13 protein-coding genes are annotated in these 14,636 nt (G+C 75.4%); 7 read left to right on the top strand and 6 right to left on the bottom strand.

Annotation, left to right across the window (positions count from 1 at the left end):
- Window positions 1-330: 330 nt before the first annotated feature.
- Both ACWDR0_RS27115 and ACWDR0_RS27110 read left to right on the top strand, forming a co-directional pair.
- Window positions 331-1,101 carry an MBL fold metallo-hydrolase gene (locus tag ACWDR0_RS27115; RefSeq protein ID WP_456354398.1) on the top strand — a complete coding sequence of 257 codons (771 nt, stop codon included), beginning with the start codon at window positions 331-333 and terminating at the stop codon, window positions 1,099-1,101.
- Window positions 1,098-1,766: a DedA family protein gene (locus ACWDR0_RS27110; RefSeq protein WP_456354397.1), complete on the top strand. Its 669-nt coding sequence runs from the start codon at window positions 1,098-1,100 to the stop codon at window positions 1,764-1,766. The genes ACWDR0_RS27115 and ACWDR0_RS27110 overlap by 4 nt, the downstream gene beginning before the upstream one ends.
- A gap of 162 nt (window positions 1,767-1,928) precedes the next feature.
- Here ACWDR0_RS27110 and ACWDR0_RS27105 read toward each other — a convergent pair whose 3' ends face one another.
- A complete protein-coding gene (locus ACWDR0_RS27105) occupies window positions 1,929-3,140 on the bottom strand; it encodes an aminotransferase class I/II-fold pyridoxal phosphate-dependent enzyme (protein ID WP_456354396.1) in 1,212 nt (403 codons plus the stop codon).
- A gap of 400 nt (window positions 3,141-3,540) precedes the next feature.
- Between ACWDR0_RS27105 and ACWDR0_RS27100 the strand changes: the two genes are divergently transcribed.
- Window positions 3,541-5,025 (top strand): phosphatase PAP2 family protein, encoded by a 1,485-nt coding sequence (locus tag ACWDR0_RS27100; RefSeq protein WP_456354395.1) that lies wholly within the window; start codon window positions 3,541-3,543, stop codon window positions 5,023-5,025.
- Window positions 5,026-5,058: 33 nt separating this feature from the next.
- Here the strand turns inward: ACWDR0_RS27100 and ACWDR0_RS27095 are convergent, their stop codons facing one another.
- Complete coding sequence (locus ACWDR0_RS27095) at window positions 5,059-5,709, bottom strand: hypothetical protein (protein ID WP_456354394.1); 651 nt, start codon at window positions 5,707-5,709, stop codon at window positions 5,059-5,061.
- Between the two features lie 324 nt (window positions 5,710-6,033).
- Here ACWDR0_RS27095 and ACWDR0_RS27090 point away from each other — a divergent pair, with 324 nt between their 5' ends.
- The gene (locus tag ACWDR0_RS27090; protein WP_456354393.1) at window positions 6,034-6,840 is read left to right on the top strand and encodes a methyltransferase domain-containing protein; all 807 of its coding nucleotides are present in this window, start codon (window positions 6,034-6,036) and stop codon (window positions 6,838-6,840) included.
- Window positions 6,841-7,030: 190 nt separating this feature from the next.
- Window positions 7,031-7,390 (top strand): VOC family protein, encoded by a 360-nt coding sequence (locus tag ACWDR0_RS27085; protein WP_456354392.1) that lies wholly within the window; start codon window positions 7,031-7,033, stop codon window positions 7,388-7,390.
- 176 nt (window positions 7,391-7,566) lie between these two features.
- Here the strand turns inward: ACWDR0_RS27085 and ACWDR0_RS27080 are convergent, their stop codons facing one another.
- The 4 genes from ACWDR0_RS27080 to ACWDR0_RS27065 form a co-directional block, all read right to left on the bottom strand.
- Window positions 7,567-9,546 carry a DUF5107 domain-containing protein gene (locus ACWDR0_RS27080; protein ID WP_456354391.1) on the bottom strand — a complete coding sequence of 660 codons (1,980 nt, stop codon included), beginning with the start codon at window positions 9,544-9,546 and terminating at the stop codon, window positions 7,567-7,569.
- 192 nt (window positions 9,547-9,738) lie between these two features.
- The gene (locus tag ACWDR0_RS27075; RefSeq protein WP_456354390.1) at window positions 9,739-10,650 is read right to left on the bottom strand and encodes an arginase family protein; all 912 of its coding nucleotides are present in this window, start codon (window positions 10,648-10,650) and stop codon (window positions 9,739-9,741) included.
- 507 nt (window positions 10,651-11,157) lie between these two features.
- Window positions 11,158-11,703: a GNAT family N-acetyltransferase gene (locus tag ACWDR0_RS27070; RefSeq protein WP_456354389.1), complete on the bottom strand. Its 546-nt coding sequence runs from the start codon at window positions 11,701-11,703 to the stop codon at window positions 11,158-11,160.
- A 457-nt stretch (window positions 11,704-12,160) separates the two neighbouring features.
- The gene (locus ACWDR0_RS27065) at window positions 12,161-12,424 is read right to left on the bottom strand and encodes a lipopolysaccharide assembly protein LapA domain-containing protein (RefSeq protein WP_456354388.1); all 264 of its coding nucleotides are present in this window, start codon (window positions 12,422-12,424) and stop codon (window positions 12,161-12,163) included.
- Between the two features lie 156 nt (window positions 12,425-12,580).
- Between ACWDR0_RS27065 and ACWDR0_RS27060 the strand changes: the two genes are divergently transcribed.
- Window positions 12,581-13,327 carry a GntR family transcriptional regulator gene (locus ACWDR0_RS27060; protein WP_456354387.1) on the top strand — a complete coding sequence of 249 codons (747 nt, stop codon included), beginning with the start codon at window positions 12,581-12,583 and terminating at the stop codon, window positions 13,325-13,327.
- A 100-nt stretch (window positions 13,328-13,427) separates the two neighbouring features.
- Entirely contained in the window at window positions 13,428-14,492 is a 1,065-nt protein-coding gene (locus tag ACWDR0_RS27055; RefSeq protein ID WP_456354386.1) for an adenosine deaminase, read from the top strand.
- Window positions 14,493-14,636: the final 144 nt, after the last annotated feature.

Below are 14,636 nucleotides of genomic sequence, written 5' to 3'. Positions count from 1 at the left end.
GACGCCCGGCACGCACACTCTCCCCCTGTGCCCTGCGGGCACGGGGGGACCCCCACCCACCCGCAGGGCTGGGGGAGCCGCAGGCCCCGCCCTCCGGGCGGACGGCGCTACTTTGCGGACACGGCCTCGGGCGGGTGCCGCCGGCCCGGGGCGGGCCCGTTCGTCCCCCCGACGGCAGTAGTGTGGGCGCCGAGGGGCGGCCGGGATTCCGGCGCCCGGACGGGGCACGAGCACCGGACGGCCGGACAGCCGGGGCCGGTGCTGGTACCGGGGCCGGTGACGGCGGGGAGAGCGGGGCCCATGGGCCCGCGGACCGGAAGGAGGGGGCGTGTGACGGTGGAAGTCACCTGGTGGGGCCATGCCACCTGCACCGTCGAGGACTCCGGTACCCGGGTGCTGACCGACCCCCTGTTCGTCCGCCGGCTGGCGCATCTGCGCCGCAGGCGGGGAGCCGTGCCGCCGCCCGAGGCGGCCGTCGCCGACGCCGTGCTCGTCTCCCACCTCCACTCCGACCATCTGCACCTCCCGTCGCTGGCCAGGCTGGCGCCCGGCACCCTGCTGGTGGCTCCGCGAGGCGCCGTCCGGGCCGTTCCGGCGCTCGCCCGCCTGGGGCTGCGGATCACCGAGGTCGTGCCCGGTGACGAGACCGTCGTCGGCGGTCTGACCGTACGGGCCGTTCCGGCGCTCCACGACGGCCGCAGGCTCCCCGTCGGCCCGCACCGCTCCCCCGCGCTCGGTTTCGTCGTCGAGGGCGCGGCCCGCACCTACTTCGCGGGGGACACCGGACTCTTCGACACCATGGCGGACGAGGTCGGTCCGGTCGATGTCGCGCTGCTGCCGGTCGGCGGCTGGGGGCCGTTCCTGGGCCACGGCCACCTCGACGCGGGCCGGGCGGCACAGGCGGTGGCCGCGCTCGGACCGGCCGCGGCCGTACCCGTCCACTACGGCACGTACTGGCCGATCGGCCTGGACCACGTCCGTCCGCACGAGTTCCACTCCCCCGGTGACGAGTTCGTCCGGCATACGGCCCGGCTGGCCCCCGCCGTCTCGGTGCGCACGCTCGGCCACGGCGAACGGTTCAGACCGGGGGCGGACCGGTGAGTTCCCGCCTGTCGGAGCTGTTCGGAACGGTCTCGGACGCGCTGGCGCAACTGCCCCCCGAATCCACTCAGCAGGCCGTCGGATATCCGTCCCTCTTCCTGCTCGTCGCCCTGGGCGCGCTGGTACCGGTCGTCCCGACCGGGGCGGTGGTCAGCTCGGCGGCGGTGGTGGCGTTCCACCAGACGGACCCGCTGGCGCTGCTGTACGTCTTCGGGGTGGCGGCGCTTGCCGCGTTCCTCGGCGATGTCACGCTCTACTGGCTGGGGCAGCGCGGTGTGCGCTCCCGCAACGGCTCCCGCTGGCTGGCCGAACTGCGGGCCCGGGCGGCCCCGGAGCGGCTGGCCCTGGCCCAGGACAAGCTGGCGGAGCACGGGGTGGCCGTCCTGGTGCTGTCGCGGCTGGTGCCCGCGGGGCGGATCCCGGTGATGCTGGCGTGTCTGCTGGCCCGGATGCCGCTGCGGTCGTTCGTCCGCGGTGACGTTCCGGCCTGCCTGGCCTGGGCGGCGACGTACCAGCTCATCGGTATTCTCGGCGGTTCGCTGTTCGACGAGCCGTGGCAGGGCGTGGTGCTGGCGGTGGGTCTGACGATCGTGGTCAGCGGAGCCCCGGCGCTCTGGCGCCGTCTGCGGCACGGCCGGCCGGACTCGGCGGACGGCACGGCGTAGCGGCCGTCCGGCCCGGGAAGCGGTACGGCGCCGGGGCCGGCCCGACGGGGCCGGTACGTCCGCGCGACTCCGCCCGGCCCGCCGCGGTGCGGCCCGGTACCCGGCGGCGTCCCGGCGCGGCGCGGGTCCGCCCGGCCGGTGCGGCCCGCCCGGCGCCGCGGTTCAGCGCAGTTCGTCGAAGACCGTGCCCAGCACGGCCAGCGCCGCGGCGACATGCGGGAGTTCCAGCGGCGCGGGCGAGGCCAGCGAAGCCCCGCGCTCCTCCGGGTCGGCCCCGGCGAGCGGTGCGGTCGGCAGCCGGGCGCGCAGGGCGCCCAGTTCGTCGCCGAAGCGGTGGCCGCCGGGGACCGGGACGGCCAGCCGGGCCGTCAGATACTCCTCCAGTTCCATGGAGTCGGTCACCCCGCGGGCGGCGAGCCCGGCGCGCAGCGGTCCCAGGTCCACGTACAGATGGCGTCCCGCCTGCGGGGGCCGGGCCAGCGCGCCGGACGCGGTCACGGCCAGCTGGGCGGCCTGCGCCAACTGCCCGTGGAGCGCCGCCGCGCGCTCGGCGCGCTCGGCGACCGCGGGCGGCTCGTCCAGCGCGACCGCCGCGACGGCGGCGACCGGTTCCGCGACGGCCGCACCGAGCACGGTGAGGACGTCGAGCGCCCGTTCCCGCCGGGCGCGCTCCGCGGCCGGGAAGCGGGCGATCGCCGCGGGCCAGGCGGACGGCAGCAGGGCACCCGCGAGGTCCGCCACGACAGTCACCTGGTCCGGGCACATCTCCGCCGGGCTCACCAGCACCGATTCGTGCGGACTGTGGACCGTGTCGCGCCAGGTCTCGTCGCTGACGATGTGCAGGCCCTCGGCGACCGCGGCCTCGCACGCCTCCCTCACCAGCTCCGGCGGGGCGACCGTGGCGGTGGGGTCGTCGGCGACGGACAGCAGCAGCAGCTTGGGCGAACCGCCTTCGGCCCGCACCCGGCGCACGGTCTCCAGCAGGGCGTACGGATCCGGCACGCCGCCGGACCCGGCGGCGGTGGGCACGTGGTACGCGGCCCGCCGCAGCAGCCGCGCCTGCGGGGTCCACCAGGCGGGGCTGGGGCGGGGCATCAGCACATCGCCGTCATGGGCCGCGATCAGGGCGCAGAGCAGGGCGGGGGTGCCGTGGGCCGCGACGGCGTCGGTGGCGGTGGTACGCAGCCCGCGGCGCGTCCAGTACCCGGCGGCGGCGTCCCGGAGCTGTGCCGGACCGCCCGGCGGCCCCGCGGCCGCCCGGTCCGCGGCAGCGGCGACGACGGCCGCCAGCTCGGGCAGGACGGGCAGACCGCTTTCGGGGGCGGCCGGGGCGTGGCGTACGGTGCCGGGGTCGTCCGGGGGGCTGCGGTCCATGTCCGCGGTACCTCTGTCTCGTCGGGCGCGGTCTCGTCGGGCGCGGGTTTCCTCTTCATTCCGTTATACGGACCGGCCCCGGGGGCCGCACCCGGCCAGGCCGCGGGGCGCGGAGCGGGGGGTGCGGTGACCGCCGTGCCGGTCAGGCTTGTTTTCCGGCCCCGGGCCGTCGTGGGCTTGTCGCGCAGTTCCTCGCGCCCCTGACTGCCTTCCCCTCACCCACCGGACATGGCAGACGCCCCCGAGGGCAGACCCCCGGCAGGGCTGGTGCGGGCAAATGGGGCGACCGGCCCGGACCCGGTGGCGTCCGGGGCCCGGGCACCGGGGCGCCCGGCCGGGCCCGCGGCCGAATGGGGGGTCGGGAGGCGTGGCCGGGGCGGTACCGGGGTAACCGGGGGGAATGACGGACGGTAAGCGGAGAACCTGGGTCAGCCGGTGGGACCGGCGGCTGTTCCACCATGTCGCCGAGCGCACCTGGCCCGCCGCCGAGCCGGTGCTGCCACGGCTCAGCCGGGCCGCCGACCACGGTGTGCTCTGGTTCGGGATCGCCGCCGGGATAGCCTCCGCGGGCCGCGGAGCCAGGGCCCGGCGGGCGGCCGTCCGCGGGGTGGCCTCGCTCGCCGTGGCCTCCGCGGTGATCAACACGGTGGCGAAGCGGAGCATCCGCCGGAACCGGCCCCTGCTGGACGCCGTGCCCCCGGTCCGCCAGCTGCGGCGCCAGCCGTTCACCACCTCGTTCCCGTCGGGGCACGCCGCGTCGGCGGCCGCCTTCACCGCGGGCGTCGCGATGGAGTCCCGGGGCTGGGGCGCGGCCGTCGCGCCCGTCGCCGTATCGGTCGCCTTCTCCCGGGTGTACACCGGGGTCCACTATCCGTCCGATGTATTCGTGGGCGCGGCCCTGGGCATCGGCGCCGCGCTCGCCGTGCGCGGAATCGTTCCGGCACGGTCGCAGCTCGCGCCGCCCGTGGCCCGGCCGGTGGATCCGCCCGCGCTCCCGGACGGCGCGGGCCTGGTCGTGGTGGCCAACCGCCGCTCCGGATCGGCCGCCCTGGCGGGCCTGGTCCGTTCGGCGCTGCCGGCGGCCGAGGTGGTGGAGTGCGAACCCGGGGACGTGGTCCGGGAGCTGGCGAAGGCGGCGGCCCGGGCCCGGGTGCTCGGGGTCTACGGGGGCGACGGGACCGTGAACGCCGCCGCGGCGGCCGCGGTCGCCGAGGGCGTTCCGCTCGCCGTGTTCCCCGGCGGCACGCTCAACCACTTCGCGTACGACCTCGGTATCGAGTCCGTCGACGACACCTGCCGCGCGCTGGCCACCGGGGATGCCGTCAAGGTCGACCTGGGCCGGTTCACCCCGGGGCCCGTCACCCCGTCCGGTGACCGCGCGCCGTGGGGGTACTTCGTGAACACCTTCAGCCTCGGGGTCTATCCGGAGCTGGTGACCTACCGGGAGCGCTGGTCGCCCCGGGTCGGCGGCTGGACCGCGCAGGTGCTGGCGGCCGGCAAGGTGCTGCGGCACGGCCGCCCGCTGGAGGCCGAGGTGGAGGGCAGACGGCGGCCGCTGTGGCTGCTCTTCGCGGGCAACGGGATCTACCAGCGCCCCGGCCCGGCGCCGGGCAACCGGCAGAATCTGGCGGACGGGCTGCTGGACGTGCGGATCGTGCACGGCGGCGCCAATCCGGGACTGCGGCTGGTGGCCGCAGCGCTGGCCGGTCCGCTGAGCCGGTCGCCGGTGCATGCCGCGCAGCAGCGGAAGAGGGTCCGGATCGCGGGCATCGCGCCGGGCACCCCGATGGCGTACGACGGCGAGATCACCGGTGCGCCGCCGGAGCTGCTGGTCGACAAGGTGCCGCAGATCCTTACGGTCTACCGCCCTCGCACCCTCGTCTGACCTAGGGAGTCTTTGGTCTGCCAGGCCCACGACTCAGGAGCGAGCCGCATCCTCCCAGGCGCCGGGGCTGCGGTAGCGGTTGTTGTGCCCGGCGGCGAGTACGTGGCGCAGTTGGGCAAGGTGCTGGGTGTTCGAGGGGAGATCCAGCTGGTCAAGGAGAGCCAGTGCGGCGGCCGGTTCCAGGTCGCCGTAGACGTCGTGGAAGCTCGCCAGGAGGCCGCGGAAGACGGCCGAGTGCAGGTCAGGGAGCCGTATGGCGGTGCGGTACGTCGGCTCCTTCACCGTCCAGCGCACCGGGCCTGAACATTCCAGAACGTTACGGGCTCGGCGGAGCAGGGCTTCCGACCGCTCGGCAACCACGCGGTCGATGTCGTTACCGAGAACCTCGGCGAAGGCCGTCGCGGAAGTGATGTGGTCCTCGAACCAGTCCACCCACAGCGAGTAGGTGACGGCCTCGACGTCCCGGTCCGCCTCCAGCCGCCGGCGGTAGCCGTCCCACAGCACGTCCGCCGGGAGGGGACCCTCCGCACCCTCGTTCGCGAACCGGATCTCGCACGTGACCCAGTACTCGTCGAGGAGGTCCAGCAGCCCGAAAGCCAACCGCACCTGGTCGGCTGCGCCCAGGTCTTCTGCGAACACATCACCGGCCAAGGACTGCGCCACCTGGTTGGCTGTCAGCAACACGTCCGGCTTCTCGTCGCTCACCCACCCGTCGCCCACCTGGCGGACGCCCTGATCAGCCAGCCAACGCCGCGCTGCCTCCTCGGCTTGCATCTCCACTCGGGAAGTGTGACACGCCTGGCAAGATCCGAACGAAGCGGCCTCGCCCTTCCCGGATTTCGGAGGTACGAGCCCCCGCCGGGGCCGGCCGCGGCACCGGTCGGCGGATGCGCCCGGCGGCACCCTTCGACACCCCGAGGCCGTCCATATTTCAAGACGGGTATCCCGACATTCGAAACGCGACTCTACGCTTGAGGGACCGACAGCAGCTCTCCCGGGAGGTTCCCCGTGCGCGAAACCGCCGTCTACACCCATGGCCACCACGAGTCCGTCCTGCGCTCCCACACCTGGCGTACCGCCGCCAACTCCGCCGCCTATCTGCTGGACGAACTCCGGCCCGCCATGCGGATCCTGGACATCGGCTGCGGCCCCGGCACCATCACCGCGGATCTGGCCGCCCTGGTCCCCGGGGGCCGGGTTACCGGTGTCGACCTGGCTCCGGAGATTGTCGACCGGGCCCGCGAACACGCCGCGGAACGGAACCTGGCCAATACGGAGTTCGCCGTCGCCGATGTCAACGCCCTGCGGTACGAGGACGATTCGTTCGACGTCGTCCATGCCCATCAGGTGCTCCAGCACGTCGGCGACCCGGTGGGCGCGCTGCGCGAGATGCGGCGGGTCTGCCGTCCCGGCGGTCTGGTCGCCGTCCGGGACAGCGACTACGGCGCGTTCACCTGGTTCCCGGCCGTACCCGTACTCGACGAATGGCTGCTGCTGTACCGCACGGTCGCCCGCGCCAACGGGGGCGAACCCGACGCGGGCCGGCGGCTGCTGTCCTGGGCCCGCGAGGCGGGCTTCACCGACATCAGACCCGGCGCGGGCGTCTGGTGTTTCGCCACTCCCGAGGAGCGGGCCTGGTGGAGCGCGCTGTGGGCGGATCGCACGACCTCCTCCTCGTACGCCGGGATCGCGGTCGACGGCGGCCATACGACGCATGAGGGGCTCGCGGAGATCGGCCGGGGATGGCGCGAGTGGGGCGCCCACGAGGACGGGTGGTTCACCGTGCCCCACGGCGAACTGCTCTGCCGCGTCTGACCCGGGGCGCCGGGCACGGCGCACGCCGAGCGGCGAACGGCGAACGGCGAACAGGATGCGGGCTGCGGGCCGTGCCCGCCTCGCCCTCCGGCGGCGGGCGGCACCGGAGGGCGGGGGCGCGACCCGGGTGCGGGGCCGGGGCCGCCCGCACCGTTTCCGCCGCCGCCGGACGCGAACTACCCTCCCCGGTATGGAAATTCTGGGAACCACCCTCCGCATCTGCGTCGACGACCTCGATACCGCCGTCGCGTTCTACGCGAAGCTGACGGGAGCCACCCCGCAGCGCTTCGACCGCGGCGGGGTGTCGGCGGCCGCGGTCGGCTGCTTCCTGCTGATGAGCGGCCCGGAGCAGGAGCTGGAGGTGCTGCGGAAGGTGACGGCGACCATCGCCGTGGACGATCTGGACCTGACGTACGCCACCCTCTCCGAGGTGGGGGCGAAGGTCGTCGCCGGGCCGCTGGCCACCCCGGTCGGGCGGAACCTGCTGGCCGTCCACCCGGACGGATCGGTCTTCGAGTACGCGGACCGGAAGACTCCGCCGACGGGCTGACGGGCTGACGGCGGGGCGTGCGGGCGCGGGACCCGGGACGTACGGACGGGCCCCGGCGCGGCGGACGCACTCCGGGTGCGCGCACCACCGCGGCCGGGCGTGGCCGCCGGGCACGACCGCCCCGGCCGTCGGGCCCGCCCGTCCCGCGCCCCGGGCCCGGTCCCCCGGGGCCGCCGCTACCGGACCGTGCCGCCCGGCCGCATCCGGTACTCGTACGCCTCCGGCAGCGGCTCATCGCTCAGTTCGGCCCACACCTCGTCCAGCACCTCGGACCCCTCCCGCAGGTCCGCCACCTCGAAGCCCTCGCCGAAGACGGCCAGGGCCTCCTCCCGGCGCCCCTCGGCGAGCAGCAGCCGGGCGTGGAGCAGCCGGAAGCGGCCACGGCGCTGGACCGACGGCAGCAGCCCCGCCCACACCGCGCGGGCGTCCCCGGTCCGCCCCACGGCGAGCAGTGCCTCCACGGCCTCCCGGCCCAGCGCGGCGGTCGCCGCCGTCCAGCCCTCACCGTCGTCACGGCGCTCCTGGCAGAGGTCGGTGAAGGCCTCCAGCCAGCGTTCGGCCGCCCGCTCCGGATGCCCGCCCTCCTGGTCGGCGACGGCCAGACAGCGCAGCAGCGGCCAGCGCGACGGGGCCAGGGCGAGACCGCGCTCCCAGCTCCGGACCGCCTGTGCCCGGTCGTCCGCCTGCCACTGGGCGACCCCGAGGTGGTACTCCGTCAGCGGATCGGCGGGCGCGGTCTCCAGCATGTCCCGCCAGGCCGCGGAAGTGAGGGAGGGACCCGGCGGGACAACCCGGCGGGGGCGGGGCAGCGCGCCGGTGGTGAGGAGTTCGCGCCAGGGCGCCTGCTCGTCCCCCAGGGTCGATTCGGCGAAGGGTGTCCCGGGCAGCTTCACCCCGCTGCGCAGCACTTCCAGCGCGCCCCAGCCGGAGCCGGTGGCCAGCGGCCGGACCGGTTCGGTGTCGGCGGCCGTCAGCCACTCCTCGTACGCGGTGTCGACCGTCGCCCGCGGCAGGGCCCGCTCCAGCTTCCGTTCGACCTCGGCGAGCGCCGCGGCCCAGTTGTCGCCGTGCACGGTCCCCGCTTCGGCGGCCAGCGGGCCGTACGCCTCCAGCCAGCTCAGCTCGGCGCCCGCCTCCAGTTTGACGTGTTCCAGCTGGGTCCGGGCGAGTCCGGCCTGGATCTCGGCGTAGCCGGCCGTACCGGGCTCGGTGAGCCAGCGCTGCCAGCGGCGGCCGCCGCGGCCCGCGCCCCAGACGAACAGCTTGCGCCCGCGCAGCACGTCCGTGGAGGTCTGGACGAGCCCCCGGCCGTGCTCGTCGAGCGAGGTGATCCACTTCCGGGCGGGTGCCGGGACCTCGTAGAAGTGGTCCGCGGGGTACTCGCTGCGCAGCGGGTACGTACGGTCCGTCTCGCGGTAGTCGGGGACCGGGATCCGGCGCAGCGAGCGTTCGTAGCCGTAGTGCCAGGCTTCGTCGGCGGGGGCGAGGACCCTGGTCCTGGGGTGCTCCTCGACGGCGGTGTTGGACCACCAGTAGACGGGCACGGCCCGCTCGTGGGGGTTGCGGATCCGGACGCCGACCCGGAGGAAGTCGGATCCGGCGGGCAGCCAGAGATCGACCTGGAACGGCAGGTCGCGCAGCCGTTCCCACTCCCACAGGCGGACCATCTCGCCGCCGTCCGGCGCGGGCACCACCGCCGCGTGGACGGGTGCGCAGGACAGGGTGCTGTGACCGGTGGCACCGAAGTTCCACTCGATGCCGCCGGAGAACCAGGCGCCGTTGAGGGCGAAGGCTGCGGGCTGGAACACGGGGTTGCGGTAGAGGAGTTCCCGGCCGGACGGCTTGTGGTGCAGGGAGTGGATCCGGCCGCCGAAACCGGGCAGGACGGTCACCCGGAGCCGGTCGTTCTCGATGACGACGGCGTCGAGACCGGCCGGCGTGCGGTCGCGTCCGTAACCGTCCAGCATCCGGACCGGCAGCACGGTCCGCAGCGCGCCGTACCCGATCTGCCGCGCCATGTCCCGCGGCAGTTCGCGGCGGGTGCGCTCGTCGACCGTGTGCACCCCGTCCAGCGGCCGCAGCGGGGGCAGCGGGTTCGCGGGCCCTACGGGGGCCGCGGGCAGGGTGAGTACGGTGCGCCGCACGGTCGTGACCAAGGCATCCTCGTTTCGTCCGCTTCATCCCGGTCTTCCGGGCCGTTCCCGCGTGCTGGGGGATCACCCGGCCTGCGCCCGGGTCCCGACGACCATGGAACAGCGTCGGGGGCGCCCGGACCAGGGCTCCGGTGTGTCACTCTTCGGCAAAACCGGCGGGCGGGGCTCCGGCCCGCGCACCGGGCCGTCTGCCGCCTACGCGTTGCCGCGGGCGGCGGCGAAGGCATCGACGACCAGGTCGGTGAGGAGGTCGCCCGCACCGCCTTCGGGGTCGAGGTCGGGGTCGTAGATCGTCACGTTCATGCCGACACAGCGCGGCGAGGCGAGCAGGGCCGCCAGCACCTGCGCCAGTTCGCCGGGGAGCAGCCCGTCCGGGTCGGGGCTGTCGACGGCGGGCATCACGGCCGGGTCGAGCACATCGGCGTCCAGATGCAGCCAGAATCCGGCCACCGCCTCCCCGAGGCTCAGCGCCACGGCGGCCGCGGCGTCGGCGGCACCGAGGCGGCGCAGTTCGCCGACGGTCAGCACCGGGATCTTCAGCGCGGCGAGTTCGGCGAGGTCCTCGTCACCGTCCCGGATGCCGATGTACCGGATGTCCTCGTCGCGCAGATAGGGCTTGAGTCCTTCCAGGTCGCTCAGCGCGTCCTGACCGCGGCCGGTGCCGATGGCGACCTCCTCGCCGGCGGCGGCGCCGATGCTCCCGGCGGGCGAGTTCCCGAGGTGCCGGAAGTCGGCCGAGGCGTCCAGGGCGACCAGCCCGTACCGTCCGGTCCTGCGCATCGCCAGCGACGCGCCCAACTGGACCGAGCAGTCGCCGCCGAGGACGAGCGGGAACCGTCCGGCCCGCAGCTGGCCTTCGATCCGGTCCGCGAGCCGGGGCGTGTAGGCGGCGAGGGCGGCGGCGTTGAACACCCCGTCCCCGGGGCGCCAGTCGCCGAAGTCGTAGCGCGGCGGTACGACGACACCGCCCTCGCGGGCGCCGATCCGGTCGAGGATCCCCCGGTCCCGCAACGCCCCGGCGAGCTTGTGGCAGCCGGGCACGGTGCCGGGGGCGGGCGGACGCAGTCCCAGGTTGGATGGGGCGTCGATGAGTACGGTCTCGCGCATACGGCCATCCTGGCCCGGACGGCCGGACCGCTCAATCGACTTGTACGGGGGCCGGGCGCTGCCGGCCGGGGGCCGGGGTGCCTCCGGGTCGCGCGGCCTCCGGGTCGCGCGGCCTCCGGGTCGCGCGGCCTCCGGCCCCGGGTACTCCAGGGCCGGACCGGGCCGGGGCTGTGCGATACCGGCCGCGCGATGCCCGGGTGATCATCCCCGGGCGGTCACCTCCGGACCGTCACCCCCGGGCCGCGCGAAGCGCGAGCGCGCGATGCCCGGCCGGTCGTCCCCGGGCGATCATGTGCCCGGCCCGTCGTTCCCGGGCGGTCGTCCCCGGGGCCGTCTTCCCCGGGCCGCGCGGCCTCGGCCGCACAGTGCCCGGGCGGCCTTTCCCCGGGCAGTCGTTCCCAAGCGCGCAATGCCCGGGCGGTCTTCCCCGAGCGCGCGATGCCCGGGTGGTCGGCCTCGGGCGGGCGTGTCCGGGCCGTCGCCCTGGACGGCATGATGCCCGGGCGGTCATCCCCCGGCGGGAAGCTCCTCCGCCGTGATCGCCCAGCGTTCGTGGTCGCGCCAGTCGCCGTCGATGAAGAGGAAGCGGGGCGAGTAGCCCTCCCGCCGGAAGCCGGCCCGCTCGACCAGGGCGAGGGAGGCGGCGTTGCCCGGCTGGACGTTGGCCTCCAGCCGGTGCAGGTCCATCGCGGGGCCGAAGGCGTACCCGAGGACCAAGCCGAGGGCTTCGCCCATCAGCCCCCGCCCCGCCGCATGGGCGAAGGCACCGTATCCGAGGGCGCCGCTGCGGAACGCGCCCCCGACGATGTTGTTGACCGTGATGAACCCGGCGATCCGGCCGCCGTCGGCAAGGCCGCAGACCAGGAAGCCGGCCCGGCCGGACTCCTCGCCGAACCGGGCGGTGTAGCGCGCGTACTCCGCCGCGGTGCCCGGCGGGAAGAGCCACGGCCGGTGCAGGGCCGCGGAGGCACGGGCGGCTGCCGTGAACTCGTCGCCGTCGGCGGGGGTGAAGGGGCGGAGCGCGACCCGGGGGCCGGAGACGAGGTAGGGCATCGGGCCAGCGTGCGCCGGGGGCGGGCGGTGCGCAACCGCGTTCCCGCTGGGCAGCCGGGGTCCGGACGGCCGGGGCCGACGGCCGGCCGGGTACCCGCGGAGGTCCGGCACCGCGCATTCGTTCCGGGGCGGGGGTGCCGGCCCGGAGGGGTTCACCGGCGCCGTCTCCTGGTGCCCGGCCGCCGGTGCTCGGTCACGGCGCGGGACTCCCGGGAGGCGCTCCCGCCGCGGGGCCCTCGGCACAGGACCGCGGCGCGGGGTAGGGGCGCGAGGCCGGGGCGCGGGGCCCTCGACAGAATGCCTCGGCTCCCCTCCCGGCGCGGGGCTACCGGGGCTGCCCGTGCGGGCACCGGCGCGGTCGGGTGCGCGGTCCCGGCGCGGCGGCCGGGCCGGGCAACGCCGAGCGGCGCGGCGGCCGGGCGGGGCGACCGCCGGGCCCCGCGCCGGGCGTACGGCGTCAGCGGGGCTGCTTGCCGCGGCGGAAGAACAGCCCGCCGCACAACGCCCCGATCAGGAACATCAGCAGCAGCGCCAGATACAGCGGCATGGTGACCAGAGGGATGATCAGCCGGATCCGCACCTGCTCGGTGTTCTCCGCCATGAAGACGATCGCCAGGGCCACCAGGATCACGACGGTGGTCCGCGCGGGGGTGAACCAGTCGGCGATCCGGCGGCCGCCCTTGCCTCTGCTGCGCACCCGCGGTGCGTCCTTGGGGCTCATGGCCCCAGGATGGGACCCGTCCGCGCCGGGGGCCCTGGCGGACAGGGCCGTACGGGTGACACGCCGGGCGCCCGCCGAGCAGACCGGACCCGGGCTGTCTGACAAGCTGGGGCCCGTAAGACGTGAGACCGCAGAGCCCTACCGAGGAGGAGCCGCGTGACGACCAGCCGACGGCAGCGCCGACCCGTCGTCGTCCTGTACGAGCGGATCGCCGACGCGATCCACCGGGGCGTCTGGCCGCCGGGATCCACCCTCCCGTCCGAACCCAGACTGGCGGCCGAACTCGGGGTCAGCCGCCCCGCGCTGCGCGAGGCACTGCTGCTGCTCCAGGAGGACGGGCTGCTCTCGGTACGGCGCGGGGTGGGCCGTACCGTCAACGACGCCCCGCCGCGGCGCGGCTACGAGCAGCTCCAGCCGCTGGAGCAACTGCTCTCCCCCGGCACCCCGCTGCGGGTCCGGCCGGTCGCCCGGGCCGAGGAGGAACCGACCGACTTCACCACCCAGCATCTGCACGCCCAGGCCGGCAACGAGCTGCGTTTCTGGGAATCGGTGCTGGTGGCGGAGGGGGTCGCGGCGGCCCTGAGTCAGGAGTGGGCGGCCCCCGACACGGTGCTGGAGTCGGCCCACCCGGAGTTCGCCCGGGCGCTGCGGGACCCGGCGGCCCCGGAGGGCTCGATGCTGGCCGTGCTCACGGCCGCCTCCCGGGAGGTGGCTCTGACGGCGCACAGCGGGGTGACCGCGACCCTGCTCGGGCAGCGCCGGGGCGAGGAGCTGGGACGGCCGGCGGACACTCCGGCGGTGCTGGTGACCCAGGTCGTCAGGGCCGGGGAGGTGCCCGTACTGGCCGCCAAGCACATGCTGCCGACGGGCTCGCCCGCACTGCCGGTTCTCCAGTCGAACTGAGCCCCGCAGGCCGTGGGCGGCCCACGGGGCGGCCCACGGCCCGGGGTCGGCACGGCTCCCGGGAGACCCCCCGGGCCGGTGTGCCGTACACTCCCACCGCATGCACTTGTCTGACATCCTCCGCGCACCCAAGGTGGTCCTCCACGACCACCTCGACGGCGGTCTGCGCCCCGCCACGATCATCGAACTGGCCCGGGAGTGCGGTTACCGGGATCTGCCGTCCGAGGACCCCGCGCAGCTCGCGGTCTGGTTCCGCGACGCCGCGGACTCCGGCTCGCTGGAGCGGTACCTGGAGACCTTCGCCCACACCTGCGCGGTGATGCAGACCCGGGCTTCGCTGGAGCGGGTCGCCGCCGAGTGCGCCGAGGACCTGGCGGCGGACGGTGTCGTGTACGCGGAGGTCCGCTACGCGCCCGAGCAGCACCAGGAGGCCGGGCTGAGCCTGGACGAGGTCGTGACGGCGGTGAACGCGGGCTTCCGCGAGGGCGAGCGCCGCGCCGGCGGCCGGATCACGGTCCGGGCCCTGCTCACCGGCATGCGCCACACCGACCGCTCGCTGGAGATCGCCGAGCTGACCGTCGCCCACCGCGACGGCGGCGTGGCGGGCTTCGACATCGCGGGCGGCGAGATAGGCAATCCGCCCGCCCGCCACCTCCCGGCCTTCCGCCATCTGCGGCAGCACAACTGCCACTACACGATCCACGCGGGCGAGGCCGTGGGCGCGGAGTCGGTCCACGAGGCGGTCCAGGTCTGCGGCGCGGAGCGGATCGGCCACGGGGTGCGGATCACCGACGACATCACCGTCCACGACGACGGCACGGCGGTCCTCGGCCCGCTGGCCGCGTACGTCCGGGACAACCGGATCGCCCTGGAGGTCTGCCCGACCTCCAATCTGCAGACCGGCGCGGCGAAGGACTATGCGAGCCACCCGATCGACCTGCTGCGCCGGGCCGGTTTCCGGGTCACCCTCAACACCGACAACCGGCTGGTCTCCGGTACGTCGATGAGTGAGGAGTTCGCTCATATGGTGACGGCGTTCGGCTACGGCCCCGACGTCTTCGAGGAGTTCACGGTCGCCGCGGCGGAGGCGGCGTTCCTGCCGCTGCCGGAGCGCCGCAAGCTGATCGACGAGGTCATCCGCCCGGGCTACGCGGCCCTGCGCTGACGGCTCCGCCGGGGTCGCGGAGGAGGCTGCCCCGGGCCCGGGGCGCGTGTTCGGCCCCGAACCGGGTCCACGCCTCCGGCGGCCGGATCACGGTCCCGGGCGCGCCCCCGGGCCGGTCGGGCTCGCGCCGGACCGGCCGGACGC

The organism is Streptomyces sp. NPDC003691, from assembly GCF_053981115.1.
This window is presented reverse-complemented; position numbering and strand designations above follow the sequence as displayed.